This window comes from Caballeronia sp. INDeC2, assembly GCF_023631325.1.
Taxonomy (GTDB): Bacteria; Pseudomonadota; Gammaproteobacteria; order Burkholderiales; family Burkholderiaceae; genus Caballeronia.
Genome location: NZ_JALQDG010000041.1, coordinates 263,638 through 290,158 on the forward strand (window position 1 = coordinate 263,638; position 26,521 = coordinate 290,158).

26 protein-coding genes are annotated in these 26,521 nt (G+C 63.3%); 16 read left to right on the forward strand and 10 right to left on the reverse strand.

Annotated elements, in window-relative coordinates; all coding sequences use genetic code 11:
* Window positions 1–59 precede the first annotated feature (59 nt).
* Complete coding sequence (locus tag NCS28_RS26975; protein ID WP_250516881.1) at window positions 60–560, forward strand: CinA family protein; 501 nt, start codon at window positions 60–62, stop codon at window positions 558–560.
* Between the two features lie 21 nt (window positions 561–581).
* Here NCS28_RS26975 and NCS28_RS26980 read toward each other — a convergent pair whose 3' ends face one another.
* The 7 genes from NCS28_RS26980 to NCS28_RS27010 are packed head-to-tail and all read right to left on the reverse strand — an operon-like array spanning window position 582 to window position 7,018.
* A complete protein-coding gene (locus NCS28_RS26980) occupies window positions 582–1,859 on the reverse strand; it encodes a cytochrome c (protein WP_250516835.1) in 1,278 nt (425 codons plus the stop codon).
* On the reverse strand, window positions 1,856–2,218 hold the full coding sequence (locus tag NCS28_RS26985; protein ID WP_250516836.1) for a c-type cytochrome: 363 nt from the start codon (window positions 2,216–2,218) through the stop codon (window positions 1,856–1,858). The genes NCS28_RS26980 and NCS28_RS26985 overlap by 4 nt, the downstream gene beginning before the upstream one ends.
* A gap of 4 nt (window positions 2,219–2,222) precedes the next feature.
* A complete protein-coding gene (locus NCS28_RS26990; protein ID WP_250516837.1) occupies window positions 2,223–3,155 on the reverse strand; it encodes a cytochrome c oxidase assembly protein in 933 nt (310 codons plus the stop codon).
* On the reverse strand, window positions 3,134–3,469 hold the full coding sequence (locus NCS28_RS26995; protein WP_250516838.1) for a hypothetical protein: 336 nt from the start codon (window positions 3,467–3,469) through the stop codon (window positions 3,134–3,136). The genes NCS28_RS26990 and NCS28_RS26995 overlap by 22 nt, the downstream gene beginning before the upstream one ends.
* 8 nt (window positions 3,470–3,477) lie before the next feature.
* A complete protein-coding gene (locus NCS28_RS27000; protein WP_350029827.1) occupies window positions 3,478–4,080 on the reverse strand; it encodes a cytochrome c oxidase subunit 3 in 603 nt (200 codons plus the stop codon).
* 50 nt (window positions 4,081–4,130) lie between these two features.
* Complete coding sequence (ctaD, locus tag NCS28_RS27005; protein ID WP_250516840.1) at window positions 4,131–6,065, reverse strand: cytochrome c oxidase subunit I; 1,935 nt, start codon at window positions 6,063–6,065, stop codon at window positions 4,131–4,133.
* Window positions 6,062–7,018: a cytochrome c oxidase subunit II gene (locus NCS28_RS27010; protein WP_250516841.1), complete on the reverse strand. Its 957-nt coding sequence runs from the start codon at window positions 7,016–7,018 to the stop codon at window positions 6,062–6,064. The genes ctaD and NCS28_RS27010 overlap by 4 nt, the downstream gene beginning before the upstream one ends.
* A 205-nt stretch (window positions 7,019–7,223) precedes the next feature.
* Between NCS28_RS27010 and deoC the strand changes: the two genes are divergently transcribed.
* The 8 genes from deoC to NCS28_RS27050 all read left to right on the forward strand — a co-directional run bounded on the left by deoC (window position 7,224) and on the right by NCS28_RS27050 (window position 16,861).
* The gene (deoC, locus tag NCS28_RS27015; protein WP_250516842.1) at window positions 7,224–8,231 is read left to right on the forward strand and encodes a deoxyribose-phosphate aldolase; all 1,008 of its coding nucleotides are present in this window, start codon (window positions 7,224–7,226) and stop codon (window positions 8,229–8,231) included.
* A gap of 26 nt (window positions 8,232–8,257) precedes the next feature.
* Window positions 8,258–10,648, forward strand: coding sequence for an aldehyde dehydrogenase family protein (locus NCS28_RS27020; protein ID WP_250516843.1), 2,391 nt, complete (start codon window positions 8,258–8,260; stop codon window positions 10,646–10,648).
* Window positions 10,649–10,709: 61 nt separating this feature from the next.
* Entirely contained in the window at window positions 10,710–11,192 is a 483-nt protein-coding gene (locus NCS28_RS27025; protein ID WP_250516882.1) for an RbsD/FucU family protein, read from the forward strand.
* Complete coding sequence (rbsK, locus tag NCS28_RS27030; protein ID WP_250516844.1) at window positions 11,189–12,121, forward strand: ribokinase; 933 nt, start codon at window positions 11,189–11,191, stop codon at window positions 12,119–12,121. Before NCS28_RS27025 ends, rbsK begins: the two co-directional genes overlap by 4 nt.
* Window positions 12,118–13,161 (forward strand): ABC transporter permease, encoded by a 1,044-nt coding sequence (locus NCS28_RS27035; RefSeq protein WP_250516845.1) that lies wholly within the window; start codon window positions 12,118–12,120, stop codon window positions 13,159–13,161. The genes rbsK and NCS28_RS27035 overlap by 4 nt, the downstream gene beginning before the upstream one ends.
* A 54-nt stretch (window positions 13,162–13,215) precedes the next feature.
* Entirely contained in the window at window positions 13,216–14,220 is a 1,005-nt protein-coding gene (locus tag NCS28_RS27040) for a substrate-binding domain-containing protein (RefSeq protein ID WP_250516846.1), read from the forward strand.
* Between the two features lie 53 nt (window positions 14,221–14,273).
* Entirely contained in the window at window positions 14,274–15,803 is a 1,530-nt protein-coding gene (locus tag NCS28_RS27045; RefSeq protein ID WP_250516847.1) for a sugar ABC transporter ATP-binding protein, read from the forward strand.
* Complete coding sequence (locus NCS28_RS27050) at window positions 15,800–16,861, forward strand: ABC transporter permease (protein WP_502801240.1); 1,062 nt, start codon at window positions 15,800–15,802, stop codon at window positions 16,859–16,861. Before NCS28_RS27045 ends, NCS28_RS27050 begins: the two co-directional genes overlap by 4 nt.
* A 75-nt stretch (window positions 16,862–16,936) precedes the next feature.
* Here NCS28_RS27050 and NCS28_RS27055 read toward each other — a convergent pair whose 3' ends face one another.
* Complete coding sequence (locus NCS28_RS27055; protein ID WP_250516848.1) at window positions 16,937–17,659, reverse strand: DeoR/GlpR family DNA-binding transcription regulator; 723 nt, start codon at window positions 17,657–17,659, stop codon at window positions 16,937–16,939.
* A 144-nt stretch (window positions 17,660–17,803) separates the two neighbouring features.
* The gene (locus NCS28_RS27060) at window positions 17,804–18,484 is read right to left on the reverse strand and encodes a dihydrofolate reductase family protein (RefSeq protein ID WP_250516849.1); all 681 of its coding nucleotides are present in this window, start codon (window positions 18,482–18,484) and stop codon (window positions 17,804–17,806) included.
* 84 nt (window positions 18,485–18,568) lie between these two features.
* Between NCS28_RS27060 and NCS28_RS27065 the strand changes: the two genes are divergently transcribed.
* Entirely contained in the window at window positions 18,569–18,820 is a 252-nt protein-coding gene (locus NCS28_RS27065) for a hypothetical protein (RefSeq protein WP_250516850.1), read from the forward strand.
* Between the two features lie 18 nt (window positions 18,821–18,838).
* Here the strand turns inward: NCS28_RS27065 and NCS28_RS27070 are convergent, their stop codons facing one another.
* On the reverse strand, window positions 18,839–19,741 hold the full coding sequence (locus NCS28_RS27070; protein WP_250516851.1) for a DMT family transporter: 903 nt from the start codon (window positions 19,739–19,741) through the stop codon (window positions 18,839–18,841).
* Between the two features lie 164 nt (window positions 19,742–19,905).
* Here NCS28_RS27070 and NCS28_RS27075 point away from each other — a divergent pair, with 164 nt between their 5' ends.
* The 6 genes from NCS28_RS27075 to NCS28_RS27100 are packed head-to-tail and all read left to right on the forward strand — an operon-like array spanning window position 19,906 to window position 26,519.
* Window positions 19,906–20,211: a non-heme iron oxygenase ferredoxin subunit gene (locus tag NCS28_RS27075; protein ID WP_250516852.1), complete on the forward strand. Its 306-nt coding sequence runs from the start codon at window positions 19,906–19,908 to the stop codon at window positions 20,209–20,211.
* Between the two features lie 14 nt (window positions 20,212–20,225).
* Window positions 20,226–21,470, forward strand: a complete 1,245-nt coding sequence (locus tag NCS28_RS27080; RefSeq protein WP_250516853.1) for an NAD(P)/FAD-dependent oxidoreductase — start codon at window positions 20,226–20,228, stop codon at window positions 21,468–21,470.
* The gene (locus NCS28_RS27085) at window positions 21,457–22,749 is read left to right on the forward strand and encodes an aromatic ring-hydroxylating dioxygenase subunit alpha (protein WP_250516854.1); all 1,293 of its coding nucleotides are present in this window, start codon (window positions 21,457–21,459) and stop codon (window positions 22,747–22,749) included. Before NCS28_RS27080 ends, NCS28_RS27085 begins: the two co-directional genes overlap by 14 nt.
* The gene (locus tag NCS28_RS27090; protein ID WP_250516855.1) at window positions 22,750–23,259 is read left to right on the forward strand and encodes an aromatic-ring-hydroxylating dioxygenase subunit beta; all 510 of its coding nucleotides are present in this window, start codon (window positions 22,750–22,752) and stop codon (window positions 23,257–23,259) included. It abuts the gene before it with no gap.
* Window positions 23,260–23,280: 21 nt separating this feature from the next.
* On the forward strand, window positions 23,281–25,686 hold the full coding sequence (locus NCS28_RS27095; RefSeq protein ID WP_250516856.1) for a xanthine dehydrogenase family protein molybdopterin-binding subunit: 2,406 nt from the start codon (window positions 23,281–23,283) through the stop codon (window positions 25,684–25,686).
* Complete coding sequence (locus NCS28_RS27100; RefSeq protein WP_250516857.1) at window positions 25,683–26,519, forward strand: FAD binding domain-containing protein; 837 nt, start codon at window positions 25,683–25,685, stop codon at window positions 26,517–26,519. Before NCS28_RS27095 ends, NCS28_RS27100 begins: the two co-directional genes overlap by 4 nt.
* Window positions 26,520–26,521 lie beyond the last annotated feature (2 nt).

Below are 26,521 nucleotides of genomic sequence, written 5' to 3' on the forward strand. Positions count from 1 at the left end.
AAACGGGCCTGGCAATTGCTGCATCTGCGGCAAAGAGTAAAGAGCAAGGAGGAACGAGATTGGACATTCCACGACAAGCCGTGTCGTTTCTCAGCTCTCGTGGTCTGATGCTCGCGACGGCTGAATCGTGCACGGCTGGCTATATCGCGTCGCTTATTTCTTCGGTGCCGGGAAGCGGTAATTGCCTCGACGTAGGCTTCGTGACATATTCGCCTACGGGCAAAGCAGGATTTCTCGGCGTGCGCGAAGAAACGATGAAGCAGCACGGACTGACGAGCGAAGCAGTCGCGCGGGAGATGTCGGAAGGCGCGCTTGCTCAAGAGGCGTGTTGCGCCGATGTTGCCGTATCGAACACGGGCGTTGCCGACTCGCCGCCTGCCGGCGGTCCGCCGCCCGGCACGCAATGCTTCGCATGGTCGTTCAAGCTGCGCGACGGCGGTATTAAAACCTTCAGCGAGACCAAACGTTTCGAGGGTGAGCGCAACGACGTGCGGCGCGCCGCGGCGCTTTATGCGTTATCGCGCATCGAACATTACTTCAACGGACTCTCGGAAAGGTAATACGCGCAGCGAACGCTCACGCTATTTATGAATGGTGCTGCGAAACGATGCGACATCGTTGGTCGTGACCGGGCGCGCATCGTTGCCCCATGAACCGCGCACGTAAGTGAGCACCTGCGCGATCTGCGCATCTGTCAGGCGTCCGGCGAATGGCGGCATCGGCTGACGGGGCGGACCATGGATCGTCGCGGGACTGTTGCCGCCCTCGATCACGAGGCGAATCAACGAGGTCGTGTCCTCGCTGATGACCGAAGGATTGCCGGCGAGCGCCGGAAACGCGTTGGGCACGCCTTTGCCATCGCTACGATGACACTGCGCGCAAAACCCCGCATACACAGCCTGCCCCTGTTCGGGCGCAATGTCGGGCGCGCGTGTCTTTAGGCGTCCCGGCTGCGTGAGCGACGGATCGAAGACACCATCCGCGGCGCCGGTCGCGGGCAGCGTCTTGAGATAGACCGCGATCGAGCGCAGATCGTCATCGCTCAAATATTGCGTGCTGTCTTCGATCGTTTCGACCATGCTTCCGTAAGCGACCATGCCCGCGCCGTGCCCCGTCTTGAGAAACGCGGCGATATCTTCGTGCGCGATGCGGCCGAGCCCCGAACCGCGATCCGCGCGCAAGTTCGGCGCGAACCAGTTGTCGTTGACGCCGCCTGCGAGAAATGCCTTCGACGACTCGTCGTAGCCACGTTCCTGATACGCGATGCCGCGCGGCGTGTGACACGATCCGCAATGCCCGAGCGACTGCACGAGATACGCGCCGCGATTCCAGTTCGCATCGCGACCGGCGTGCGGCTCGAAGCGTTCCTTCGGCGAAAACACGGCCCGCCAGATGCGCAACGCCCATCGTTGATTGAACGGAAACGGCACCTTCGTTTCCGGCGGCCGATATCTCACGGGCGGTACGCCGTGCATCATGTAGGCGTAGAGCGCGTGCATGTCATCGTCCGTGATCTTCACGAACGCGGGGTAGGGCATCGCGGGATACAAGCCCTTTGCGCCGCGCCCGACGCCTTCACGCAATGCCTTCGCGAAGTCTTCGTAGCTATATGCGCCGATGCCGGTCTCGCGATCAGGCGTGATGTTGCTGCTGACGATGGTCCCGAACGGCGACGTCATGTCGAGGCCGCCCGCGTACGGTGCGCCGTCCTTCGGCGCGGTATGGCATCCCGCGCAGTCCGCCGCTTTCGCGAGATATTCGCCGCGCGCGACCAGTTGCGCGGACGGCGATGCATCGTCGGCCATGACCGCGAAGGGCCATAGCAGCAGACACAGAACGAGACGCGAGAGAGGGTTCATTGATGATAGAGGTAAGCAGCGATATCGCGCGCGTCGGGTTCGGTCACATCGAGATCGGGCATTGCATTGCCGGGCACTATGCGTTGCGGAAAACGCATCCATTGCTGCAGATTCTCCGGCGAATTCGGCAGCTTTCCCGCTATATACGCGCCCTCGCCGATTCGCTGGAGCGTCGGTCCGACCGTGCCGTATGCGCCCGGCACGCCATCGATGCGATGACACGCGCCGCAGCCGTAGCGCTGAATCGCTTCGAGGCCGCGTCGCGGATTGCCGCCGGTGACCGAGTCGAATGAAGGCGGTTCGCCGGTGCAAGCAGTCAGCGCGACGGCGGTCATGAGCGCGATTCGCATGGCGTGCATGACATCAGCCTTCGCGAGGCATGCCGACGCCGACGCGCGGCGGCGCACGCCGCATCAGCCAGCGCGCGCCGACCAGCAATCCGCCGATCAGATACGCAAGGCCGCCCGGCACCCACATCACGAGACCACCGAGTTGCTGGTCCTGCAATGGATCGAAACCGAGCGCGCGCGTCGTTTCGATGCATGACGGATACCAGACGCCGGGCGCCAACGTCAGCAGCGCGCCGAGTGCGCCGGTGTGGACCATCGTCGTGAAGAGCGAGAGCATCGCGTGCGCACTGGATGCGCCGTGCGCGTCCGACGCGCGGCCGAATACCGTCCACCAGAAGAGCAGCGCGCTCGCGAGAAAGCTCGCATGTTGCAGCGTGTGGATGCCCGGATGCGCGAGCGCCGCCTCGAAGAAACGCGGCGCATGCCAGCACCAGAGCGCGGCCGCGTGCAGTATCCATGCGACGGCGGGCAGCGTGAGCCAGCGCCACGGCCGCCTGATCCAGCGCGATCGCGTCGCCGCGCCGATACGCATGCGCGCAGCAGCCGGAAACGCCCACAACCATACGGCGAGCGGCCGGCCGATCACGAGCAGCGGCGCCGCCACCAGCATGAAAAGCTCGTGCTGCACCATGTGCGCGGAAAAGAGCCATTCGCTCAACGCGTGCAACGGCGACACCAACGCGACGACGAGCATCAGCCAGCCCATGCCGAACGCCGCGAAGCGCGCCGCGCGTCCTGAGCGGCCTTGCGCGCCGCGCGAACGAAGCCGCACCCAGCCCGCGACATAGAGCGTGAGACTCAGCGTGAGCGTGATGACGACCCACGGCTCGAACGTCCACGCGAGCGGCGACGCGTCCGTCGTGGCCGCCTGGACGTGGGCGTGAGCGTGGGCACACGCGACGAGCGCGCAGAGCGGCGCGCATTTCAGCAGGCGGACAGTAGCCATTGCGGTATCGATATGGCGATGACGGATAGCACCGATAGCGCGCCGACCCCGGCCGCCACCGCCGCGATAAATACGGCGCGTGCGGGCCGCGCGGTTGCATCGGCAGCCATCTGTGCGGGCGAGCGCCGCGTCTCGCGCCAGCGCCGCCACGCAAGCAGCGTCGCCGCCGTGCAGACGACGAGACTCGTGCCGCTCACGCCGTCGAGCAGCGCGTGTCCTCCGAGATGGCACGCGGGCGTCACCAGCGCGTAATTCACGCACAGACATCCCAGCACGATCGACGGAGCGCCCAGCAGCGCAAGCCAGGTTTTCATGTTCGCATTCAGTAGCGCGACACCCAATAGATGACGCCGTAGATCGGCAGCCAGCTCAACACGACGAAGTACCAGTAGATCGCGTTCTCGCTGACGTCGACGAGCCGCTTGCCTTCGAACGGACCGGTGATGAGCAGCACGGCGAGCACGGCGGTATCGACGGTATCGGTGATGAGGTGCGTCGTATGCAGGCCGAGCAGCAGCCAGACGATAGAGCCGTACGCGTTCGCGTACCAGCTCACGTTCAGCGACGCGAATTCGAATCCGCGAATGACGAGGAACGCGACGGATACCACCAGACAAACGGAGAGCCATAGCGCGGCTTTCGCGCGATCACCGCGCTCCGCCGCGTTCTTCGCAAGCTGGTTCGGCCACAGGCTGACGAGCAGCACGACCGTGTTGAGCGTGCCCCAGAGAAGACGCGGCGGATCGGCGGCCATCGGCCAGGCGGGCGCGCGCGTGCGCAGATAAAAGACCATCATCACCGCGATGGCGAACACCGTGCCTTCGATCAGCATCAGGCCCATCGTGCTCCACCACATCACGCTGCGATGACCGAAGGCGAAGCTCGGCAGCGCGCGCACGTCGAGCACGAGATCGTGCGTGTCGATGCCGGTGGCGGCATCGTCGGGGCGGTTGCGCGGCGCGCGCGTGTCGGCGTTCACGGTCTGCGCTCCCGGGCGACGGCGAGCCGGTTCTCGCCGCGATCCGGCCAGAACCAGCCGATCATCGCCACCGCGACCGGCAGCGACGCCCATATGATCGCCCACGGCGTATAGATCGAGCCGATGAAAAGAATCGTCGTCGCGACGGCGCTCGCGAACGGCCAGATGGACGGCGTCGGGAACAACGGGCGGTGGTCCGGTTGCGCATCGAGCACGCTCGTCACGAGCACTTCGCGGGCATCGGCGGCGAGGCCCGCGACGAAGGCCGGCTGCGCGGACGGCTCCCACAACGGATCGCGCCCATGCACGACGGGAATCGCATCGAAGTTGTGCGGCGGCGGCGGCGACGGCACGCTCCATTCGAGCGTCCCCGCGCCCCACGGATCGGCAGCGGCGCGTTCGTCGCTGCGCAGACTCTTCACCACATTGACGATGAAAAGCAGCACGCTCAGCGCGATCACATAAGCGCCGATCGTCGCGGTGAGATTCATGCCGTCCCAGCCCATCCCGTGCGGATACGTCCACACGCGGCGAGGCATCCCTTCGAGGCCGAGCAGATGCATCGGAAAGAAGGCGACGTTGAAGCCGGCGAAGAACAGCCAGAACTGCCACTTGCCGAGCCGCTCGTCGAGCATGCGTCCCGCGAACTTGGGAAACCAGTAGAAGAATGCGCCGAAGAGCGGAAACACCGCGCCGCCGAGCAGTACGTAATGCAGATGCGCGACGACGAAGTAAGTATCGTGAACCTGCAGGTCGAGCGGCACCGATGCGACCATGATTCCCGTCATGCCGCCCATCACGAGAATGAAAAAGAACGCGAGCACGAAAAGCAGCGGCGTGCGCAGATTGAGCTTGCCGGTCCATAGCGTGCCGATCCAGCAGAAGATCTGGATGGACGACGGAATCGCGATCATCAGGCTTGCAGCCGTGAAGAAGCTTTTTCCCAGCTCGGGAATGTTGGTCGCGAACATGTGATGCACCCACAGCCCGAACGACAGAAACGCGGTGGCGATGAGCGACAGCACCATCGCCGGATAGCCGAACACAGGACGGCGCGCGAAGGTCGGAATGATCGACGAGATGAAGCCGAGCGGCGGAATGAAGATCAGATACACCTCGGGATGACCGAAGAACCAGAAGAGGTGTTGCCACAGCAATACATCGCCGCCTTTGGCCGGGTTATAGAAATGCGTGCCGACGAGGCGATCGAGAATCAGCGCGGTGCTGCACAGCATGATGGAAGGCATCGCGAAGATCACCATGAACTGCGTGACGAGCGTGGCCCATACGAAAAGCGGCATGCGGTTGAGCGACATGCCGGGCGCGCGCAGCTTGAAGATCGTCGTGATGAGCACGACGGCTTCGAGCAGGCCCGAAAGCTCTGTGAAAGTGATCATCTGCGCCCAGATGTCGGCGCCCTTGTTCGGCGAATAGTCCGGGCCGGCGAGCGGCACGTAGCTGAACCAGCCTGCGTTCGGCGCGGTGTTCACGGCAAGCGATGCGAACAGCAGCAGCCCGCCGAAGAGAAACACCCAGTACGCATACGCGTTCATGCGCGCGAACGCGACGCTGCGGGCGCCGATCATCAGCGGCACGAGATATCCGGCGACCGCCTGCATCACCGGCACGGCGAAGAGGAACATCATCGTCGTGCCGTGCATCGTGAAGAGTTCGTTGTACAGGTTCGGGCCGATGAGCCGTTGATCCGGCCGCGCGAGCTGCGTGCGCATCGCGAGCGCGAGAAGGCCCGCGAGCAGAAAAAAGACGAACGTCGTCACGATGAAGCGGCGCGCAATCGTCTTGTGATTGATCGCGCTCAGCATCCCGACGAAGCCGGGCGGATCGCTCCAGGTCGCGGCAAGTGCCTCGCGCACGGCGGGCTCTGCATGCGGACCGTCGACGGGATAGCTCGCGTTGCGCTCGTCGCTCATTTGAGCGTCTCCATCCACGTGAGCAGCGCCTGAAGATCGGCGGGCGGCAGGCGTGTCGGCGGCATGACCGTGCCGGGCTTGAGCGTGCGCGGATCGACGATCCAGCCCGCGAGATTGCCGCGATTGTTGGCGAGCGTCCCCGCCGCGATGAACTGCCGGCTCGCGACATGCGTGAGATCGGGACCGATCGCGCCCTGCGCATCGGTGCCGCGCACGGTGTGACAGCGCGCGCAATCCTGGCTCATGAAGACGTCGCGGCCGCGCATGGCGATGTCGTCCGATGGCGCGACGGACGCCTGGCGCTGCCGAGCGGCCCACGTCTCGTACTGCACGGGCGGATCGGCGATGACCTGGAACGCCATGAGTGCATGTTCGTAGCCGCAGAATTCGGCGCATTGCCCGCGATACACGTCCGCCTTGTCCGCGCGAAACTCGATGGTCGCGTCGCGGCCCGGAATCATGTCCTTCTTGCCATGCAGATTCGGCACCCAGAAGGTGTGGATGACATCGGCCGCCTTCAGCGATACGACGACAGGCCGTCCGACCGGCACATGCAGTTCATTCGCGAGCGTGAAGCCGGGCGCGTCGCCATCGGGCATATAGCGCGCTTGCCACCACCATTGATATCCCGTCATTTCGATGTGCAATGCGTCGTCGACGGGCAGACGCGACAGCGCGCGATCGGTGAGGACATCGGCGAGCACGAGTCCGAACAGCAACATCGTGGACAAGGCCGTCGCGCACGCTACCCAGAAGCGCACGCGCGGCTGCGGGCGGTTTACGAAGGAAAGGTCCGCCGGGGTCGCGCGGTTGGCGCGCGGCGCGCGGATCATTGCGATCAGGCATGCGAGCAGGATGGCTGCGAAGACCACGCAGCACACAGCAAGCGTCAGATGCCAAAGATCGAGGATGCGGCTCGCTTGAATGCCTGCAGGACTCAGTGCGCTCTGCATGGTCGCTTGCTTTTTCGGAAGGGGCGTTGGACAGAAGTCGGACGTAGAGAGGGAGGAGCAATAGCCGTGCCGTGTGCCAGCAGCCCAAGGACACGTCCCGCCTCCGAACTTTCCCTATGTTACGATCCTAACAAGGATGTTATAAACTGAGATCAATCTATCAAAAGTTGTTGTGCGTCGCACAAGACGCCGGCACACCGATCTCATGCTGGAAACTGCATCGAAGTCCATCGTCGCGTGGCCCGGAAAGGCTCCGGTTCACACCAGCGCCCGTAATCCCGGCGTGCCGTTCGATTTGTCGTGGCTCGACGGGCTGCGCGTCAATCAATCGGCGGTGGCGCGCCGCGCATCGACGCTCGGCACGCGCCGCGCAGTCAAAAAAGATGCGCAAGCCGCGTGGCTGCTCAAGGCGATCACCTGCATCGACCTTACGACGCTCAATGGCGACGACACGCACGGCCGCGTCGAACGCCTGTGCGCGAAGGCGCGCCGTCCGGTGCGCGACGACCTGCTCGAGGCGCTCGGCATGGCGCCGGGTTCGATCACGACAGGCGCGGTATGCGTCTATCACCGTTACGTCAAAACGGCAGTGAACGCGCTCGAAGGCAGCGGCATTCCGGTCGCGGCCGTCTCGACGGGATTTCCCGCCGGACTCAATCCGCACGATCTCAAGCTCCGCGAAATCGAGGCATCGGTGAAAGACGGCGCATCGGAGATCGATATCGTCGTCACGCGCGAGCATGTGCTCACGGGCAACTGGCAGGCGCTCTACGACGAAATGCGCGATTTCCGTGCGGCATGCGGCGATGCGCACGTGAAGGCGATTCTCGCGACCGGCGATATCCGCACGCTGTCGAACGTCGCGAAGGCGTCGATGATCTGCATGATGGCCGGCGCCGATTTCATCAAGACATCGACGGGCAAGGAAGGCGTCAATGCGACGCTCGACGTGTCGCTCGTGATGGTGCGCATGATTCGCGAATACCTCGAACGCACCGGCGTCGCGATCGGGTTCAAGCCCGCGGGCGGCGTATCGACCGCGAAATCCGTGCTCGAATATCAGATCCTCATGAAGGAGGAGCTCGGGCGCGAATGGCTCGAAGCGGACATGTTCCGCATCGGCGCGTCGAGCCTGCTTGCCGATATCGAACGCCAGCTCGAACATCATGTGAGCGGACGCTACTCGGCGTTCAATCGTCATCCCGTCGCCTGATTCACCGACTCTAAATCCATAGCCTCATGAGCGTTGCCGAATACTTCTCTTCGATGGAATACGGACCCGCACCGGAAGACGATCGCGCCGCGCGCGCATGGCTCGATCAGCACGACGGGCGCTTCGGTCACTTCATCAACGGCGCGTGGCGCGACAGCGACGACGCCGACCGTTTCGATTCGCGCGAACCGGCCACGGGCCGCGTGCTCGCATCGATCGCGCAAGGCACCCAGGCCGATGTCGATGCCGCAGTGGACGCCGCGCATGCCGCCCTCGAAGGCTGGCAGGCAATCGGCGGAGCGGGGCGCGCGCGGCATCTGTATGCGCTTTCGCGCATGGTGCAGCGGCATAGCCGTCTCTTCGCCGTGGTCGAGTCGCTCGACAACGGCAAGCCGATCCGCGAGTCGCGCGATATCGATATTCCTCTTGTGGCAAGGCACTTTCTGCATCACGCGGGATGGGCGCAGTTGCAGGACAAGGAGTTCGCAGACTGGGCGCCGCTCGGCGTGATCGGTCAGATCGTGCCGTGGAATTTTCCGCTGCTGATGCTCGCATGGAAGATCGCGCCGGCGCTCGCGCTCGGCAACACGGTCGTGCTGAAGCCCGCCGAATTCACGTCGCTGACCGCGCTGTTGTTCGCGGAACTGGCACAGCGTGCGGGCTTGCCCAAGGGCGTGCTCAACGTCGTCACCGGCGACGGACGCACGGGCGCGTCGCTCGTCGAGCACGAACGCGTCGCGAAGATCGCGTTCACGGGTTCGACAGAAGTGGGCCGCCAGATTCGCGCAACGACAGCGGGCTCGGGCAAATCGCTCACGCTCGAACTGGGCGGCAAGTCGCCCTTCATCGTATTCGACGATGCCGATCTCGACAGCGCCGTCGAAGGCGTCGTCGATGCGATCTGGTTCAATCAGGGGCAAGTGTGCTGCGCGGGCTCGCGTCTTCTCGTGCAGGAAGGCATCGAAGCGCGTTTCGTCGATAAGTTGAAGCGCCGCATGGACACGCTGCGTGTCGGAACGTCGCTCGACAAGGGCATCGACATGAGCGCGGTCGTCGACGACGTGCAGCTCGAACGCATTCGCGCGCTCGTCGACAAGGGCGAAAGCGAAGGCTGCGAGATCTATCAGTCATCGCGTGCCACGTTCCCCGAAGGCGGCGCATTCTTTCCGCCGACGCTCGTCACCAACGTCTCGCCCGCATCGACGCTCGCGCAGGAAGAAATCTTCGGGCCGGTGCTCGTGACGATGAGCTTTCGCACGCCGGAGGAAGCCGTCGCGCTCGCGAACAACACGCGCTACGGTCTCGCCGCGAGCGTGTGGAGCGAGAACATCAGCCGCGCGCTCGATGTCGCGCCGCGTCTGCAATGCGGCGTCGTTTGGATCAACGCGACCAATCTCTTCGATGCGGCCGTCGGCTTCGGCGGCTATCGCGAGTCGGGCTTCGGTCGCGAAGGCGGACGTGAGGGCATCTACGAATATCTGAAGCCGCGCGCGTGGGCGAAGCTGCCGGTGCGCGGTGAAACGAAGGCGTTGCAGGCGCAACCGGATTCGCTCGTCGATGCCGGCAACGTAAGCGCGCTCGATCGCACGGCGAAGCTCTTCATCGGCGGCAAGCAGGCGCGGCCCGACAGCGGCTATTCACGGCTCGTGCATTCGCCTGCTGGCGAGATCGTCGGCGAAGTGGGCGAGGGCAGCCGCAAGGACATTCGCAATGCGGTGGCAGCGGCGCGTGGCATGAGCAAGTGGTCGACGGCGAGCGCGCATAATCGCGCGCAAGTGCTGTATTACCTCGCGGAAAATTTGAGCGCACGCGCCGATGAATTCGCGAAGCAACTCGTCACACGCGCGGGTTCGAGCGAACGCGATGCGAAGCGCGAAGTGGAGGCGTCCATCGCGCGCTTCTTCACCTATGCCGCATGGGCCGACAAGTACGACGGCGCGGTGCATGCGCCGCCGCTGCACGGCGTCGCGCTCGCGATGCACGAACCGCTCGGCGTGATCGGCATCGTGTGTCCGGACGAAGCGCCGCTGCTCGGCTTCGTGTCGCTCGTCGCGCCCGCGCTTGCGCTGGGCAATCGCGTGGTCGTGGTGCCGAGCGAGACGTGCCCGTTGATGGCAACGGACTTCTATCAGGTCGTCGAGACCTCGGATGTGCCGGGCGGCGCGCTGAACATCGTCACCGGCGATGCGCGTTCTCTTGCGCAAACGCTCGCACAGCACGACGATGTCGATGCGCTCTGGTGCTTCCACGGCGCGTCGCTTTCGGCGATGGCCGAGCGTGAATCGACCGGCAACCTGAAGCGCACGTTCGTCGATCAGGGCCGCATGTTCGACTGGCACGATGCCACGAGCGAAGGGCTGCCGTTCCTTCGCCAGGCCGTGCAGGTCAAGAACATCTGGGTGCCGTACGGAGACTGAATCAAGCATTGAACGGGCGCAGATCTCGACACGAGACACGCCCATGCATGGAGGAGACGCTGTGCTGAAGAACATCGATCCGCTCTTGAATGCCGACATCCTTTACGCGCTCGCCGCGATGGGTCACGGCGACGAAGTGGTGATCTGCGACGCTCATTTCCCCGCCGATTCCGTCGCGCGGCAAACGGTGCTGGGCAAGCTGCTGCGCATCGACGGCGCGAACGCGCCACGTGCGGTGCGCGCGGTGCTCTCGGTGCTGCCGCTCGATACCTTCGTCGACGATCCGGCGGGCCGCATGGAAATAGTCGGCGATGCGACTACTTTGCCCGCCGTGCAGCGCGAGGCGCAACGCGAAGTCGATGACGCGGAAGGCCGCGAAACGCCCTTCGCGCCGATCGAACGTTTCGCGTTCTACGAGCGCGCGAAGCAGGCCTATTGCGTGATCGCAACGGGCGAAGCGCGCGGCTACGGCTGCTTCATCTTCAAGAAAGGCGTGCAGCTTGCACCCGATGCACCGGACACGCCGGAAGGAGGTACGCGATGAAAAGCGTCGTCATTCTCGGCATCTATGTGACAGACCTCGCGTTCCGCGCAGAGCGCATGCCGCTGCTCGGCGAAACGGTCGCGGGCTCCGCGTTCAAGATGGGACCGGGCGGCAAGGGCTCGAATCAGGCCGTGGCGGCCGCACGCGCGGGCGCGGACGTGATCTTCTGCACGCGCATCGGCGCGGACGCGTTCGGTGAAATCGCGCAGGCGACGTGGGCTGCCGAAGGCATCACATCGCGCGCAACCGTGATGAACGATGCCGCGACAGGCGCCGCGCATATCTATGTCGACGAGAACACGGGCGGCAACGCAATCATCGTCGCCTCGGGCGCGGCGGGCGCGCTCGCTCCTGAAGACGTCGATGCCATCGAGGACGATATCGCGCGCGCCGGCGTGTTCGTCACGCAACTCGAACAGCCGATTCCGGCCGCGCGCCGCGGTCTCGAACTCGCGCGCAAGCACGGCGTGACGACCGTCTTCAATCCGGCGCCCGCATTGCCGCTGACCGACGACATCTATCCGCTGTGCGACTACATCACGCCGAACGAAACCGAAGCGACGGCGCTGACGGGCGTGCCTGTCGCCAATGTCGATGATGCCCGCCGCGCCGCCGACGTGCTGTTGAAGAAGGGCGTGCGCGCGGTGATCGTCACGCTCGGTGAAGCGGGCGCGCTCTTGCATACGTCGAACGAATCGACGCTCGTGCCTTCGTTCGATTGCGGCCGCGTCGTCGAAACGGCCGGTGCGGGCGATGGCTTCACCGGCGGCTTCGCGGCCGCGCTCGCACGCGGCGAAAGCCCGGTCGATGCAGTGCGTTTCGGCTGCGCGCTCGCGAGCCTCTCCGTGACGCGCCCGGGCACCGCGCCATCGATGCCGCGTCTCGACGAGATCAACGCTCTGCTCGAACAAGGGAGCGTCACGCAATGAAAGCGTCGAAGTGGCTCGCCGATCGCCAGTTCAATTTCCTCATCGGCGTGAACGTGCTCGTCGTGATCGTCGCGACGTGGCTGTCGCACGGACAGTTCCTCGATATCGACAATCTTCAGTCGATGGGCGGACAGTTGCCCGAGCTCGGCCTGCTCGCGCTCGGCATCATGTTGTCGATGGTGTCGGGTAATGGCGGTATCGATCTGTCGGGCGTCGGGCTTGCGAACCTCTCCGGCATGGTCGCGGCGATGCTCCTGCCGCACATGGTCTCCGCCGACGATGCGCCCGCGCTCTATACGGCTGTGTTCATTGGCATCGTCGTGGCGATGGGCGCGATCGGCGGCTTGCTGAACGGCGTCGTGATCGCGAAGCTGAAGCTCACGCCGATTCTCTGCACGCTCGGCACGCAATTGCTGTTCACGGGCATCGCGGTCGTGTTGAGCAACGGCGCATCGGTGCGCGTGGAATATGTCGATCCGCTGTCGAACATCGGCAATGGCACCTTCCTGCAAGTGCCTATTTCACTGTGGATCTTCATCGCCGCCGTGCTGCTGCTCGGCTGGGTGCTGAAGCGCACGCCGTTCGGCCTGCGTCTCTATTTGATGGGCACGAATCCGAAGGCCGCGTTCTATGCGGGCATTCCGCGCGCGCGCATGCTGATCCTCACCTACGGCATGTGCGGCGTGCTCGCGTCGCTCGCGGGTCTCATCAGCGCGACGCATACGTCGAGCGCGAAGTGGGACTACGGCAATTCGTATCTGCTGATCGCAATCCTGATCGCGGTGATGGGCGGCGTGAATCCGGCGGGCGGCTATGGTCGCATCGTCTGCGTGTTTCTCGCCGCGACCGTGCTGCAGTTTCTGTCGAGCCTCTTCAATCTGCTCGGCGTATCGCAGTTTTTCGGCGATTGCGCGTGGGGCTTTCTGCTGCTCGCATCGCTCGCCTTCGCGGGCGGCGATCGCGTGCGCGCGATCTTCGGTATCGGCGGGGCCGCACCCAAGAGCAATGTTCCACCGCCGCCCGCATCGACGGGACGTTGATATTCGCATGTAACTGTTCAAAGAAACCAGACGAAGCATAAAGGAGACAACGCAATGAAGCTCAGCAAATTCGGTACTGCACTGACGGCCATCGCGCTGGCCGCGGGCGCGATTGCGGCCGCGCAGGCCGCGACGAACGAAACCATCGTGACGGTCGTGAAAGTGACCGGCATCAACTGGTTCAATCGCATGGACGAAGGCGTGAAGGAGTTCGGCAAGGCGAACCCGAACATCAACGCGTATCAGACGGGACCGGGCCGTGCCGATGCCGCGCAACAACTGAAGATCATCGAAGATCTGATCGCGAAGAAGGTCACGGCGATTGCCGTCGTGCCCTACGATCCGCCGACGCTCGAACCCGCGCTCAAGAAAGCGATGGATCGCGGCATCAAGGTCGTCACGCATGAAGCGGACAATGCCAAGAACACGATGGTCGATATCGAAGCCTTCGATAACACCGCATACGGCGCGGGCCTGAACGAGCGCCTGTCGAAGTGCATGGGTCAGCAGGGCAAGTGGGCGGTGCTGGTCGGCTCGCTCGGCTCGCGCTCGCAAGTGCAATGGGCCGATGGCGGCATCGGCAATGCGAAGGCCAAGTATCCGAAGATGGATCTCGTCGAGCCGAAACTCGAAACCAATAACGACGGCGAACGTGCCTATCAGGTCGCGAAGGAAGTGCTGCGCAAGCATCCGGATCTGACGGGCTTTCAGGGCTCGTCGTCGCTGGATGTGATCGGCATCGGCCGCGCGGTGGAGGAAGCGGGCAAAGTCGGCAAGATCTGCGTGTACGGCACGGGCCTGCCGACGGAAGCGGCCAAGTTCCTGGAAAGCGGCGCGATCAACGGCATCGCGTTCTGGGATCCGAAGCTCGCCGGTCTCGCGATGAACAAGGTCGCGCAGATGCTCGTCGACGGCAAGGAAGTGCAGAACGGCGCGGACCTCGGCATTACCGGCTACAACAAGGTCAGCGTGACGAAGGGCCCCGGCAAGGGCGTGATCGTGCGCGGCACCGGCTGGGTCGATGTCGACAAGACGAACTACAAGCAATACAACTTCTGATGTGACGCGCGCGGCGCGCTTGTCAAAGAGCGCGCCGCGCGCCCTGGACCGACATGACCACAACGACACCGCTTCTCGAAGTCGTCGATATTCACAAGCGCTTCACCGGCGTCTATGCGCTGCGCGGCGTGAGCCTCGCGTTCGAGCGCGGCCAGATCTATCACTTGCTGGGCGAGAACGGCTGCGGCAAGAGCACGCTCATCAAGATCATTTCCGGCGCACAGCCGCCCGATGAAGGTGAACTCGTCATCGAAGGCGTGCGTCACAGCAAGCTCTCGCCGCTCGAATCGCTTTCGGCGGGCATCGAGACGGTCTATCAGGACTTGTCGCTGCTGCCGAACATGAGCGTCGCGGAGAATGTCGCGCTCACGTCCGAGCTTGCCGAGCATGCGGGCAAGCTCGCGCGCACCTTCGATCGCCGTGCGCTTGCACGAACTGCCGCGCGCGCGCTCGAAGCGGTCGGCTTGCCCGGCGACGCGGATTTCCAGAAGACGCTCATCGAGCAATTGCCGCTCGCGACGCGTCAGCTCGTCGCGATTGCGCGTGCCATTGCGAGCGAGGCGAAGTTCGTCATCATGGACGAACCGACGACATCGCTTACGCAGAAGGAAGTCGACAACCTCATCGCCGTGCTCGCACGTTTGCGCGCGGACGGCGTCGCCGTGCTGTTCGTGAGCCACAAGCTCGACGAGTGCTATGCGATCGGCGGCGAAGTGATCGTGCTGCGTGACGGCCAGAAGATGGCGCAAGGACCGATCGAAAACTACACGAAGGCGCAGATCAGCGAGCTCATGACGGGTAAGCATCTGTCGACGGAACGCTATCGCGCGCAGGGCGAAGAGGGCGCGTCGCAAGTCGTGCTCGATGTGCAAGGCCTCGGCCGCAAGGGCCAGTTCGCCGATGTGTCGTTCAAGCTGCACAAGGGCGAAATTCTCGGCGTGACGGGTCTGCTCGATTCGGGCCGCAACGAACTCGCGCGTGCGCTTGCGGGTGTCGCGCCCGCCGACATGGGCGCCGTGACGCTCGACGGCATGCGCGTGCGCCTGCATTCGCCCGCCGACGCGAAAGCGCAGCGCATCGGCTATGTCCCGGAAGATCGCCTGAACGAAGGCCTCTTTCTCGACAAGCCGATTCGCGACAACGTCGTGACCGCGATGATCGCGAGTCTGCGCGACCGCTTCGGACAGATCGATCGCAAGCGCGCGCAGGAGCTCGCGGAGCGCACCGTGAAGGACTTGCAGATCGCGACACCCGATGTCGACAAGCCCGTGCAATCGCTTTCGGGCGGCAATCAGCAGCGCGTGCTGATCGGCCGCTGGCTCGCGATCGATCCGCGCGTGCTGATCCTGCATGGCCCGACGGTCGGCGTCGACGTGGGATCGAAGGACATCATTTATCGCATCATGCAGCGGCTGTCGAAGGAAGGCATCGGCATCATCCTCATCAGCGACGACTTGCCCGAGCTGCTGCAAAACTGCGACCGCATTCTGATGATGAAGAAGGGCCGCGTCGCGAACGAATATCGCGCGGACCGGTTGAACGAAGCCGATCTTTATCACGCGCTACTTTCAGAGGCAGCATGAGCATGAGCGAATCCATCCGCCGCACGGGAAGCGAGACGATGCCGCAGAAAGCGGCCGAAATCGCGCCGCGTGTGCGCAAGGGCAACCTGTATGCGCAACTGATGCGCAATCCCGAGTGGTTCACGCTCGGGCTGATCCTGGTGACATGTCTGGTCGTGGGCAGCATCAACCCGCGCTTTTTCCAGTTCGCCACGCTGTTCGACCTGCTGCATTCCGCGACGACGGTCTCGCTCTTCGCGCTCGGCACGCTCGTCGTGTTGGCGTCGGGCGGCATCGACGTGTCGTTCACGGCCATCGCCGCGTTGACGATGTACTCGATCACCAAAGCCGTGTTCGCGTGGTGGCCCGAGTGTCCGTTCGTGCTGATCCTGCTTGCGGGCGCGCTCGGCGGCGTGGTGCTTGGCGTGATCAACGGGATGCTCGTGCATCGGCTGAAGGCGCCTTCGCTGATCGTCACCATCGGCACGCAGTATCTGTATCGCGGCTTGTTGCTGACTTTTGTCGGCACGCAGTTCTTCATGAACATTCCGCATAGCATGGACACGTTCGGGCGCTTGCCGCTCTTCTTCTATCACACGCCGGATGGCTTGCGCGCCGTGTTGCCGGTCTCCGTGCTCGCGCTCGTGATCGCGGCGGTGGTCACGTGGTGGCTGCTCAATCGCACGATGATGGGCCGCGGCGTCTACGCGATGGGCGGCTCGCTCGCCATCGCCGAACGGCTCGGCTACAACCTGCGCGCGATCCATCTGTTCGTGTTCGGCTATACGGGTTTGCTGGCGGGCGTCGCGGGCATTCTGCATGTGTCGACCAACCGGCTCGCGAATCCGTTCGATCTCGTCGGCACGGAACTCGACGTGATCGCGGCCGTGATTCTCGGTGGCGCGCGCATCACGGGCGGCACGGGAACGGTCGTGGGCACGCTCCTGGGCGTCGTGCTGGTGACGCTCATCAATAGCGTGCTGATTCTCGTCGGCGTGCCGAGCACCTGGCAGAAGGTGATCATCGGCGCGTTCATCCTGGTCGCAGGGACGTTGTTCGCGTTGGGGCGCAGGCAGTAACGCGCTTAAAAAAAACGGAACAAAAAAGGCTCGTTCAAACCCTGAACGAGCCTTTCCGTTTTTTATCGGAACAAATCAGGCGGGTTTGTGAGACGCCTGTCCTTGCTCGGTGATGACCGAATCGAATTCCGAGATTTGCGAGAACCGCACCGCCTTCACCTTGCCGAACTTGCTCGCATCGACGACGAGATGCCGTTCCACCGCGCTCGCCATCGCGGCCTGCTTGATGGCGACTTCATGAAAATTCCAGCACGTGACGCCGCGCGCTTCATCGACGCCGCCCGCCGACATGAACGCCTTGTTGATGCCCATGCGCCGCAACGTTTCGACGCTCTCGTCGCTGGCGAACGATTCCGACGACGGCACATACACGCCGCCGAGCAGGATCATGCGCACGTTCGGCTTGCGCCGCAAAATCTCCGCGACATTGAGCGAATAGCAGACGACCGTCAGATGCATCTCCGTGGGAATCTGCCGCGCGAGCGTCGTCAAGGTCGTGCCGCAATCGATGAAGATGGTCTCGTTGTCGACGAGCAAACGCGCCGCATGATTCGATGCGATTGCCTTGGCCTGCGCGAAATGGTCCTTTTCTTCCTCGATGGTGTAACCCGCGTTCGGCACATCGGCCGCGCTGACGATATAGCCGCCGAGATACGTGAACTGGCCGGGATGCGCGGCGATATCGCGGCGCACTGTCATCTCCGATACGCCGAGCAATGCGGCCGCATCGCGCAGACGCATGACGTTCTGTTTTTCGAGCGCACCGGAAAGGGCGCGCAAGCGGTCGTTCTTGGCCATCGGGATGACGCGACGGGGCGCGCTCTTGGTGGCGGCGTGTCGCGCGAGGAGTGTTAGATTCTGGTCGTTCAATGAAAGGATTATAACAATGCAAGCCGCATTTTTAGCGGCTCAGGGCGTGTGGCGCGGGTAAATCCCGAGGCGTCAGGTCTTGCGCGCATAGCGCAGCCAGACGACGTCGTGTTCCAGTTTTTCGATCGATTCGAGCTTGAGATACGCGGGCTGTTGCCACTTCTCCATCGCGACTTCGAACGACGACGTATGCGCTTCGCGTCCATCGACGAGCGGAATCAGGAGCACGCTGACTTCGTCGGCGAGCTGAGCGTTTACGAATGCTCCCGAGACGTGACCACCGCCTTCGACGATCAGCTTGCCGATCTTCAGTTCGCGCGCGAGCGTATCGACGACACGCTTCAGTTCGATGTCGTCCTTGCCGCCGAACACATACGACGCGCCGATCGATTGCAGATACGCGAGGTAGTCGTCCTCGACGCTTTCGGCGAGCACTTCGACGATGTGCGAATCGAGCGCCGTATCGCTCTTCCACGCGACGCGCCCTTTCGGATCGATGGAAATTGCGTACTGGCTGGCATCGCGTTTCGCAAAATGATCCGTGCGCGGAACCGGGCCTTTCGCGAGTCCGCGCGGATAGTCGCGGTCCTTGCCGTGCGAGATTTCCTGCATCGTGACACGGCCGCACGCCCACGCATCGGCCTTGAAACGCGCGGCCGTGTCTTCGTAGATCGGCGACGCGAAATCGAGATTCCAGTTATCGGTAAGGCTGCGGCCGTCGATCGACGACATCATGTGACAGACGATATGCATGGTCTACTCCGGGCGGGAAAGGGCTTCGATGCAGCGGCGAACGCAAGCGCCGTGCCGCCCGCGCGATGTGCGAAAATCGCCGGTATGAAAAAGAACACCTTGCTCATCGTTGCGGCCTTGCTGATCGCGCTCAGCCCGCTCGCGCATGCGAGCCTCGAATCGGGCGCGCATCAGTTCAAGGAAGATGTCAAATCGGCGGGTCGTCAGACGGGCCACGCGGCGCGCGATGCAGCGCACGCCATCGGCGACGGCGCGAAATCGGCAGGCCACGCCATCGCGGATACGTCCAAACGCGGCTATCACGCCACGAAAAAGTGGGTCACCGGCGAGGAATAAGCCGCTCACCCACGGCTCTCAAGCGATCGGCCCCTCGGGAATCTTGCGCTGCAACGCCACGGCGATCGCACTGCCCACGATCAACGCGATGCCCGCGAGCGAAAGCGGCGCGATGGTCTCGCCCCATGCGATGTAGGCGAACAACGCCGCCCACACGATGCTCGTGTAGTTGAAAGGCGCGAGTGTGCCCGCGTCGGCACGCCGGAACGCGACGGTCATCAGGATCTGAGCGACGGTCGCCAATGCGCCGAGCAGCGCCATGAGCATAAGCGCGTCGAGCGTCGGCGTCTTCCAGCTGAAAGCGAGCGTGCTTGCGCTTACCACAGTCCCGACTGCCGTGAAGAACAGCACCGTGGTGCGTGAATCATCGGTAGCGCGAATGCGCTTGATCTGGAGGATGGAAAGCGCGCCGCACAACGCGCTGAGCAGCAGCAACACCGGTCCCAGCCAGTTCGATTCGCCGCCACCGGGACGCACGACGAGCAGCACGCCGGCAAAGCCGATGAGTGCGGCCACCGCCGAGCGCGCGGTGAGCCGTTCCTTCAGGACGAACGGCGCGAGCACGACGACGAGCAACGTCTCCGAATACGCGATCGCCACGGCCTCACCCAGCGGAATATAGGGCAAACCCGCGAAGAAAAAGCCGGACGCGCCGAGCAGCGTGAGCGCGCGCCATGTCTGACCCTTGATGTCGAGACGCTTCACGCGATCGATCAGCGATCGTTCGCCGACACAGCACGCGGCAATCGCCGGAACGAGGCCGAACAACATGCGAAAGAACGTGAGCTCGTTTGCCGGATAGTGCAGCGCGATCGCTTTGGCGAGCGTGTCGACGACCGCGAAGCACAGCATCGAAGCAAGGATGAAGCCAATGCTCGCAAGCGGCAGGTGGCTCGTGCGCGTGACGGCGGTGGAAGGCATGACGCGAATATCGTGACGGAGCCTCGCATCATCGCATAGCCGCGCGTTGCCCGTTTCTCTACGGGAAAATCATTATTTTTGTTCGGGTTGACTCGCCGAAAAGTCCTGCTAGCATACGTTCAACTGGTTCATCAGCATACTGAGCAATTTCGAAGGGGCGACAGATGGCACTCAAGTTCGCGGCGAAGCTTGCCGATCTGGTGGAAGACGAACCGCTCGGCGTGACGATCGGCGAAGAGCGCATCGCGCTCTTTCTGCTCGAAGGAGAAGTGCATGCTACGCACAACGTTTGCACGCATCAATTCGCGCTCTTGAGCGACGGCTATATGGAAGATGGCTGCATCGAATGTCCGCTGCATCAGGGACGCTTCGATATCCGCACGGGCGCCGCGCTGTGCGCGCCGGTCACGCAGGCAGTTCGCGTGTACGGCGTGCAGGTGGAAGGCGGCGACATCTACGTCGATCTTTGATGCGCGTGATGACCATGACGCAGACTGTATTGATCATCGGCGCGGGACAGGCCGGAGCGCGCGCGGCGCAAGCGTTGCGCACGTACGGCTTCGAAGGGCGCATCGTGCTCGTTGGCGACGAACGTCATGCACCGTATGAAAGGCCGCCGCTGTCGAAGGACGTGCTCATCGCACAGGACGATGGCGACTGCTTCAAAGGCTGGGTGCATGCTGCCGGGCTATACGACGACGCGCGCATCGAATGGCTCAACGATCGCGTGCTGCGACTCGACACGCAATCGCATGTCGCGACGCTCGAAGAAGGCGGCGAATTGCGCTACGACCATTGTCTTCTGACGACGGGCGGCCGCGCGCGTCGATTGCTTGATGTACCCGAAGGTCCGCATACGTTCTATCTGCGTACGCTCGATGATGCAATGCGCCTGCGCGCACGCCTCGCGACGGCGCAATCGGCCGCGGTGATCGGCGGCGGTTTTCTCGGGCTCGAGTTCGCCGTGAGCGCCAGAACGCGCGGCCTCGCGGTGAGCGTATTCGAATCCGCATCGACGTTGCTGAGCCGCGCATTGCCGCCGCTCTTTTCCGAACGCCTGCGCATCAAGCACGAAGCACAGGGCGTGCGCTTCGCATTCGACGCGAAGCAAATGCGGGTCCGTGAGCACGCGACGGGTGTGCAAGTCCTCACCGAAAACTTCGATCTGTGCGTGGTCGCGATCGGTCAGGAGCCGAACGACGGCATCGCCAGGGCCGCGGGCATCGCGACGAACAACGGCATCATCGTCGATCGACATTGCCGCACATCCGCTCCCGATGTCTATGCGGCCGGCGATTGCGCCAACTTTCCTTATGGCGCGAACGATCGCGCGACGCGTCTCGAATCGTGGCAGAACGCGCAGGAACAGGCGATCGTCGCCGCGCGCAACATCGTCGGCGATACAACCGCCTATGCGCCGACGCCGTGGTTCTGGACCGATCAATACGACTGGAACATACAGATGCTCGGTATGCCCGATGGCGCCGTGGATCGATGGATAGAACGCGCGGGCGCGGACGGCAAGACCGTGCTGATGGGCCTGCGCAATGGCGTGATCGTCCACGTTCTCGCAATCAATCAAGGCGGCGAATTGCGCGCGATCAGGCGGCTCGTCGAAGAAGCCGTGACAGTCGATGCCGGCATGCTCGCCGACCCCACGATCAAGCTGCGCCAGCTCGACAAGCTGACTCGCTCAACACACTCGGGAGATCAAGGTGTACTCGTCTGAAACGATCATCGGCGTTCATACGCCTCAATCGAAGAATCCGCCGATAGAAGGGCTGGTGTGGCCCGAAGAAGGGCTGCAATGCATCCCGGACTGGGTGTACACGAGCGAAGCCGTTTATACGCGCGAAGTCGAGCGCATCTTTCATGGCCGCACGTGGAACTTCGTCGCGCTCGAAGCGGAAGTACCGAATGCCGGCGATTTCAAGCGATCTTATGTCGGACCGACGCCGGTCGTCGTATCGCGCGCGGAAGACGGCTCGATCAACGTGTTCGAGAATCGCTGCGCGCATCGCGGCGCGGAGTTCTGCCGTCATAGCCGCGGCAACAACAAGGAATTCGTCTGCCCGTATCACCAATGGTCGTATGACCTGAAGGGTAATCTTCAGGGCGTGCCGTTCAGGCGCGGCGTGAACAAGCTGGGCGGCATGCCGAAGGACTTCCGCAACGATGCGCACGGCCTGAAGAAGCTCGCGGTTGCGACGCGCAACGGCGTGGTGTTCGCGTCGTTCACGCATGACATGGAATCGCTCGAAGACTATCTGACGCCCGAGATCCTCGCGGACTTCGACGCGGTGTTCAACGGCAAGCGTCTGCGCGTGCTCGGGTTCTACAAGAACGAGCTGCCGTGCAACTGGAAGATGTATCACGAGAATCTGAAAGACCCGTATCACGCGACCTTGCTGCATTCGTTCCTTGTCGTGTTCGGTCTGCTCGTCGCGGGCAACCGTTCGGCGATGGTCGCGGATAGCAAGTACGGCATCCACGGCACGATGGCTTCGGCGAAAAGCGATTCGCTCTACGCGACCATCGACGAGGACAAGAAGAAGGAAATGCGCTCGTTCCACGACGGCATGACGCTGCGCGACGAACGCTTCCTCGAATTCGTGAAGGAATTCGATTCCGAATGGTCCGTGACGATGCAGACCATCTGGCCGAATCTCATCGTGCAGCGCGAGATGAACACGCTGGGCGTGCGTCACATCGTGCCGAACGGACCGAACAGCATGATCATGCTCTGGACGATGTTCGGTTATGAAGACGACACCGAAGACATGGTGCGTCATCGTCTGCGCCAGGGCAATCTGATGGGACCGGCGGGCTTTCTCGGCCTCGAAGATAACGAAGCGATGAAGTTCGTCCAGGAAGGCGTGCGCCGCTCCGTGAGCGATCGCAGCATCGTCAAGCTGGACGGCGACAAGATCGGCACGGCCGACAACCTGATCTCCGAGGCGGCCATTCGCGCCATGTACAAACATTATCGTGAAGTGATGGAGTTCTAGATGTTGCCAGGATTCGAAAAGCACAACATCGCGCACGACAAGGCGCTCATCGCGCGCGCAGCCGTCGAGGACTTTCATGCGGAGTATTGCGCGGCGCTGGATAGCGGCGACATCGAGCGATGGCCGGAGTTCTTCACCGAGAACTGTCTCTATCGCGTGACCGAATATGAGAACGTTGCGAACGGGTTTCCGGTCGGGCTCGTCTATGCGGAAGGGCGCGACATGCTGCGCGATCGCGCGGTGGCCATCGCGCGCACGCAGATGTTCGCGCCGCGCCAGATGCTGCATTTCGTTTCCAACGTGCGCATTCTGAATGCGACCGATGAAGAAATCGTCGCGCAGAGCAACTACATGCTGCTGCAAACGCTGGTCGAAGGCGCGACGACCTTGCATCAGGCGGGCAGGCTTTTTGACCGCTTCGCGCGCAATGGTAACGTTCTTCTGCTGAAAGAAAGACAGGCGGTCTACGACACGGCGATGATCGCGAACGATCTTGCCTACCCTGTCTGAACATCGTTTGGGAGAGAGCGCATGAGTGACACGGAACACACGGAAGCGCCGGCCGAGAGCGGTGGTGTCGGCGCGCGCGTCAGGCGTCGCGAGGACGAACGGCATCTGCATGGCAAGGGCAAGTTCGTCGCCGACTATACGTTTCCCGATCTGCAAGAGGTCGCGTTTCTGCGCAGCCCGGTCGCGCATGCGCGTATCGTGCGCATCGGCAAGCCGGAGCGTTTTGCGCGGCAAGTCATCGTGCGCGACGACATGCGGAGCGCGACCGATATCGTCGCGGATTCGAGCCTGCCCACTTACAAGCCCTCGTCGCATCCGCCGCTCGCGTCGGGCAAGGTGCGCTTCGTCGGCGAGCCGGTAGCGATGTGCTTCGCGAAGACGCGTGCCCATGCCGAAGACATCGCCGAAGAAATCGAGCTCGATCTCGATGAGCTTCCCGCCTTCGCGAACGCATTCACCGCGCGCGAACGCACCGACGTGCGCGTGCACGATCACTGGACCGACAATCTCTTTCTCGATCTCAAGGCCGACGTCGATTTCGACGAGCGTTCGAAGGACGCGCCCGTCGTCGTGAAGCAGAAAGTCGATCTCGCACGTCAATGCATGGTGCCGATGGAAGGCAAGGCCGTGCTCGCGTATTGGGATCACACGCATTCGCAGCTCGTCGTCATCACGTCGACGCAAGTGCCGCACATGATTCGCACGGTGCTGTCGCAATGTCTCGGCATCGAGCATGGTCAGGTGCGCGTCATCTCCCCCGATGTCGGCGGCGCGTTCGGCTACAAGTGCGTGCTTCAGCAGGAAGAACTGTGCATCGCGTGGCTCGCGCTTACGTACAAGACGCCGTTTCGCTTCATCGAAGATCGGCGCGAGCATCTGATCGCGGGCGCGAACTCGCGTCAGCATCACTACGAACTCACCGCTTACGCCGATAACAACGGCCGCCTGCTCGCGCTCGATGCCGAACTGCTGATCGATGGCGGCGCGTATTCCGCGTGGCCTTTCACGATCGGCCTCGAAACAGGGCAAGCGCTGGGCAATCTTCCCGGGCCATACGATTTCACAGGTTATCGCTGCCGCACGCAATGCGCCGCGACCAACAAGCCGGGCTTTCTGCCGTATCGCGGCGTGGCGCGCACGGGCGTGTGTTTCGCGATCGAACTGACGATGGATGCAATTGCGCGTGCAGTCGGGCGCGAGGCGTGGGAAGTGCGTCATGACAATCTCGTGCGCGGCGCGGACATGCCTTATACGAACGTCGTGAAGAAGCATTACGACAGCGGCGACTTCCAGGAGAGCTTGCGACGCGCGGTGAAGCAACTCGACGTGCCCAAGTGGCGCGCTCGACAGAAAACGAGCGAGAAGGATGGACGTCTCGTCGGCATCGGCTTCGCGACCTTCACCGAGCAATCGGCGCATGGCACCGCGGTGTTCGCATCGTGGGGCTTGCCTGTCGTGCCGGGCTACGATCTCGCGACCGTGCGTATCACCGCCGACGGTGGCCTCGAAGTGCGCGCGGGCATTCACTCACATGGACAAGGCATGGAGACGACGCTCGCACAGATCGCGAACGAAGTCCTCGGCGTGCCCCTGCAAAAGATCAAGGTGGTGCATGGCGATACGGCGCTCACGCCGTACTCGACCGGCACGTATGCATCGCGCAGCATCGTGATGGCGGGCGGTGCGGTCGCCACGACGTGTCGCGAGCTCGTGCCGCGTGTGGTTTTCATCGGCGCGCATCTGCTCGGCGAAGAACTGAATGCGGTGCGCTTCGAGAACGGCGAAGTCATCGGCGCAACGGGACGCGTGTCGATTCAGGACGTCGCGGCCGCGTGGTATCTGCGTCCCGAGCGCTTGCCTGCTGGAGTGAACCTCGCGGGACTCGAAGCGACGCAGGGCTTCAAGCCGAAGGTCGATACGGGTGCATTCAGCTACGCGACGCATGCAGCCGCAGTCGCCGTCGATCCGAAGACGGGCGATGTCGAAATCCTCGATTACGTGATCGTCGAGGATTGCGGACGCATGATCAATCCGATGGTCGTCGAAGGGCAGACGATCGGCGGCACGGCGCAGGGCATCGGCACCGCGTTCTATGAAGAAACGCTCTACGACGACAACGCGCAGCCGCTTACGTCCACGCTCGCGGATTACATGTTGCCGGGACCGACCGAGTTGCCGTCGCTAAAGATCATTCATATGGAAACGCCGTCGCCTTATACGGAGTTCGGCGCGAAGGGTGTGGGCGAGGGCGGGGCAATCGCGCCGCCGGCTGCGCTTTTCAACGCGGTCAACGATGCGCTCACGCCGCTCGGCGTGATCGTGTCCGAGACGCCGTTGACGCCGCGCCGGCTGCTTGCGGCGATCGCGGCGGCCAAGGCTAATAACGCGGCCAGCAAGGAAGAACTGAGTCAGGAGGTGGCGGGATGAAAGCCGCTGCGTTCGAGTATGTGAGAGCAACGTCGTTGCCCGATGCGCTCAGGGAATTGAACGGCGCGAAGCCGATATCGGGCAGCCAGTCGATGGGCCCGATGCTGAACCTGCGTCTTGCACGTCCGGGGCGTGTGGTCGACGTATCGCGCATCGCGGATCTGCGCAGCGTGTCCGAAGCAGGCGAGGTCGTGCGCGTCGGCGCCGCGGTGACGCATGCGGAAATCGAAGACGGCAAGCACGCGCTCTTGCGTCATCCCTACTTGCAGCATGTGGCGAGCGGCATCGCGTATCGCGCCATTCGCAATCGCGGCACCATCGGTGGCAGTCTCGCGCATGCCGATCCCGCCGCGGACTGGCCGCTGGCATTGTCCGCACTGGATGCGCGTCTGGAGCTTTCCAAAGCGGATGGAACACGTCAAGTGCGCGTGAGCGAATTCATGCTCGGCGCATTCACGACGGTGCTCGAAGAGGGCGAGATCATCACAGCCGTGCTGTTGCCGAAGCTGGGCACGACGCTTCGCTGGGGCTATTACAAGCTATGCCGCAAGACCGGCGAATTTGCGCACGCGAGCGCGGCCGCCGCGTTCGATGCGCGCACCGGACTCGCACGCGTAGTGCTCGGCGCGCTCGATGGCCCGCCCGCCGCGCTCGACGAGCTTGCGCGACAGATCGCGCAACGCGGCCCGGCCGCTGCCACCGAGGATGCGCTCACGCAAGCCGTGGCAAGCGCGATGCCCAACGCGGACGGCATCGACCGGCAGATTCATGCAGCGGCGCTGGAGCGCTGTCTCGCACAGGCGTTCGGCTTAGCGAACGCGACTACAGCTTGAAG

Coding starts and splice junctions, on each gene's coding strand:
- NCS28_RS26980 (WP_250516835.1), bottom strand. CDS start 1,859: ATGAACCCTCTCTCGCGTCTCGTTCTGTGTCTGCTGCTATGGCCCTTC.
- NCS28_RS26985 (WP_250516836.1), bottom strand. CDS start 2,218: ATGCACGCCATGCGAATCGCGCTCATGACCGCCGTCGCGCTGACTGCT.
- NCS28_RS26990 (WP_250516837.1), bottom strand. CDS start 3,155: ATGGCTACTGTCCGCCTGCTGAAATGCGCGCCGCTCTGCGCGCTCGTC.
- NCS28_RS26995 (WP_250516838.1), bottom strand. CDS start 3,469: ATGAAAACCTGGCTTGCGCTGCTGGGCGCTCCGTCGATCGTGCTGGGA.
- ctaD (WP_250516840.1), bottom strand. CDS start 6,065: ATGAGCGACGAGCGCAACGCGAGCTATCCCGTCGACGGTCCGCATGCA.
- NCS28_RS27010 (WP_250516841.1), bottom strand. CDS start 7,018: ATGCAGAGCGCACTGAGTCCTGCAGGCATTCAAGCGAGCCGCATCCTC.
- deoC (WP_250516842.1), top strand. CDS start 7,224: ATGCTGGAAACTGCATCGAAGTCCATCGTCGCGTGGCCCGGAAAGGCT.
- NCS28_RS27020 (WP_250516843.1), top strand. CDS start 8,258: ATGAGCGTTGCCGAATACTTCTCTTCGATGGAATACGGACCCGCACCG.
- rbsK (WP_250516844.1), top strand. CDS start 11,189: ATGAAAAGCGTCGTCATTCTCGGCATCTATGTGACAGACCTCGCGTTC.
- NCS28_RS27035 (WP_250516845.1), top strand. CDS start 12,118: ATGAAAGCGTCGAAGTGGCTCGCCGATCGCCAGTTCAATTTCCTCATC.
- NCS28_RS27040 (WP_250516846.1), top strand. CDS start 13,216: ATGAAGCTCAGCAAATTCGGTACTGCACTGACGGCCATCGCGCTGGCC.
- NCS28_RS27045 (WP_250516847.1), top strand. CDS start 14,274: ATGACCACAACGACACCGCTTCTCGAAGTCGTCGATATTCACAAGCGC.
- NCS28_RS27050 (WP_502801240.1), top strand. CDS start 15,800: ATGAGCATGAGCGAATCCATCCGCCGCACGGGAAGCGAGACGATGCCG.
- NCS28_RS27055 (WP_250516848.1), bottom strand. CDS start 17,659: ATGGCCAAGAACGACCGCTTGCGCGCCCTTTCCGGTGCGCTCGAAAAA.
- NCS28_RS27060 (WP_250516849.1), bottom strand. CDS start 18,484: ATGCATATCGTCTGTCACATGATGTCGTCGATCGACGGCCGCAGCCTT.
- NCS28_RS27065 (WP_250516850.1), top strand. CDS start 18,569: ATGAAAAAGAACACCTTGCTCATCGTTGCGGCCTTGCTGATCGCGCTC.
- NCS28_RS27070 (WP_250516851.1), bottom strand. CDS start 19,741: ATGCCTTCCACCGCCGTCACGCGCACGAGCCACCTGCCGCTTGCGAGC.
- NCS28_RS27075 (WP_250516852.1), top strand. CDS start 19,906: ATGGCACTCAAGTTCGCGGCGAAGCTTGCCGATCTGGTGGAAGACGAA.
- NCS28_RS27080 (WP_250516853.1), top strand. CDS start 20,226: ATGACGCAGACTGTATTGATCATCGGCGCGGGACAGGCCGGAGCGCGC.
- NCS28_RS27090 (WP_250516855.1), top strand. CDS start 22,750: ATGTTGCCAGGATTCGAAAAGCACAACATCGCGCACGACAAGGCGCTC.
- NCS28_RS27095 (WP_250516856.1), top strand. CDS start 23,281: ATGAGTGACACGGAACACACGGAAGCGCCGGCCGAGAGCGGTGGTGTC.
- NCS28_RS27100 (WP_250516857.1), top strand. CDS start 25,683: ATGAAAGCCGCTGCGTTCGAGTATGTGAGAGCAACGTCGTTGCCCGAT.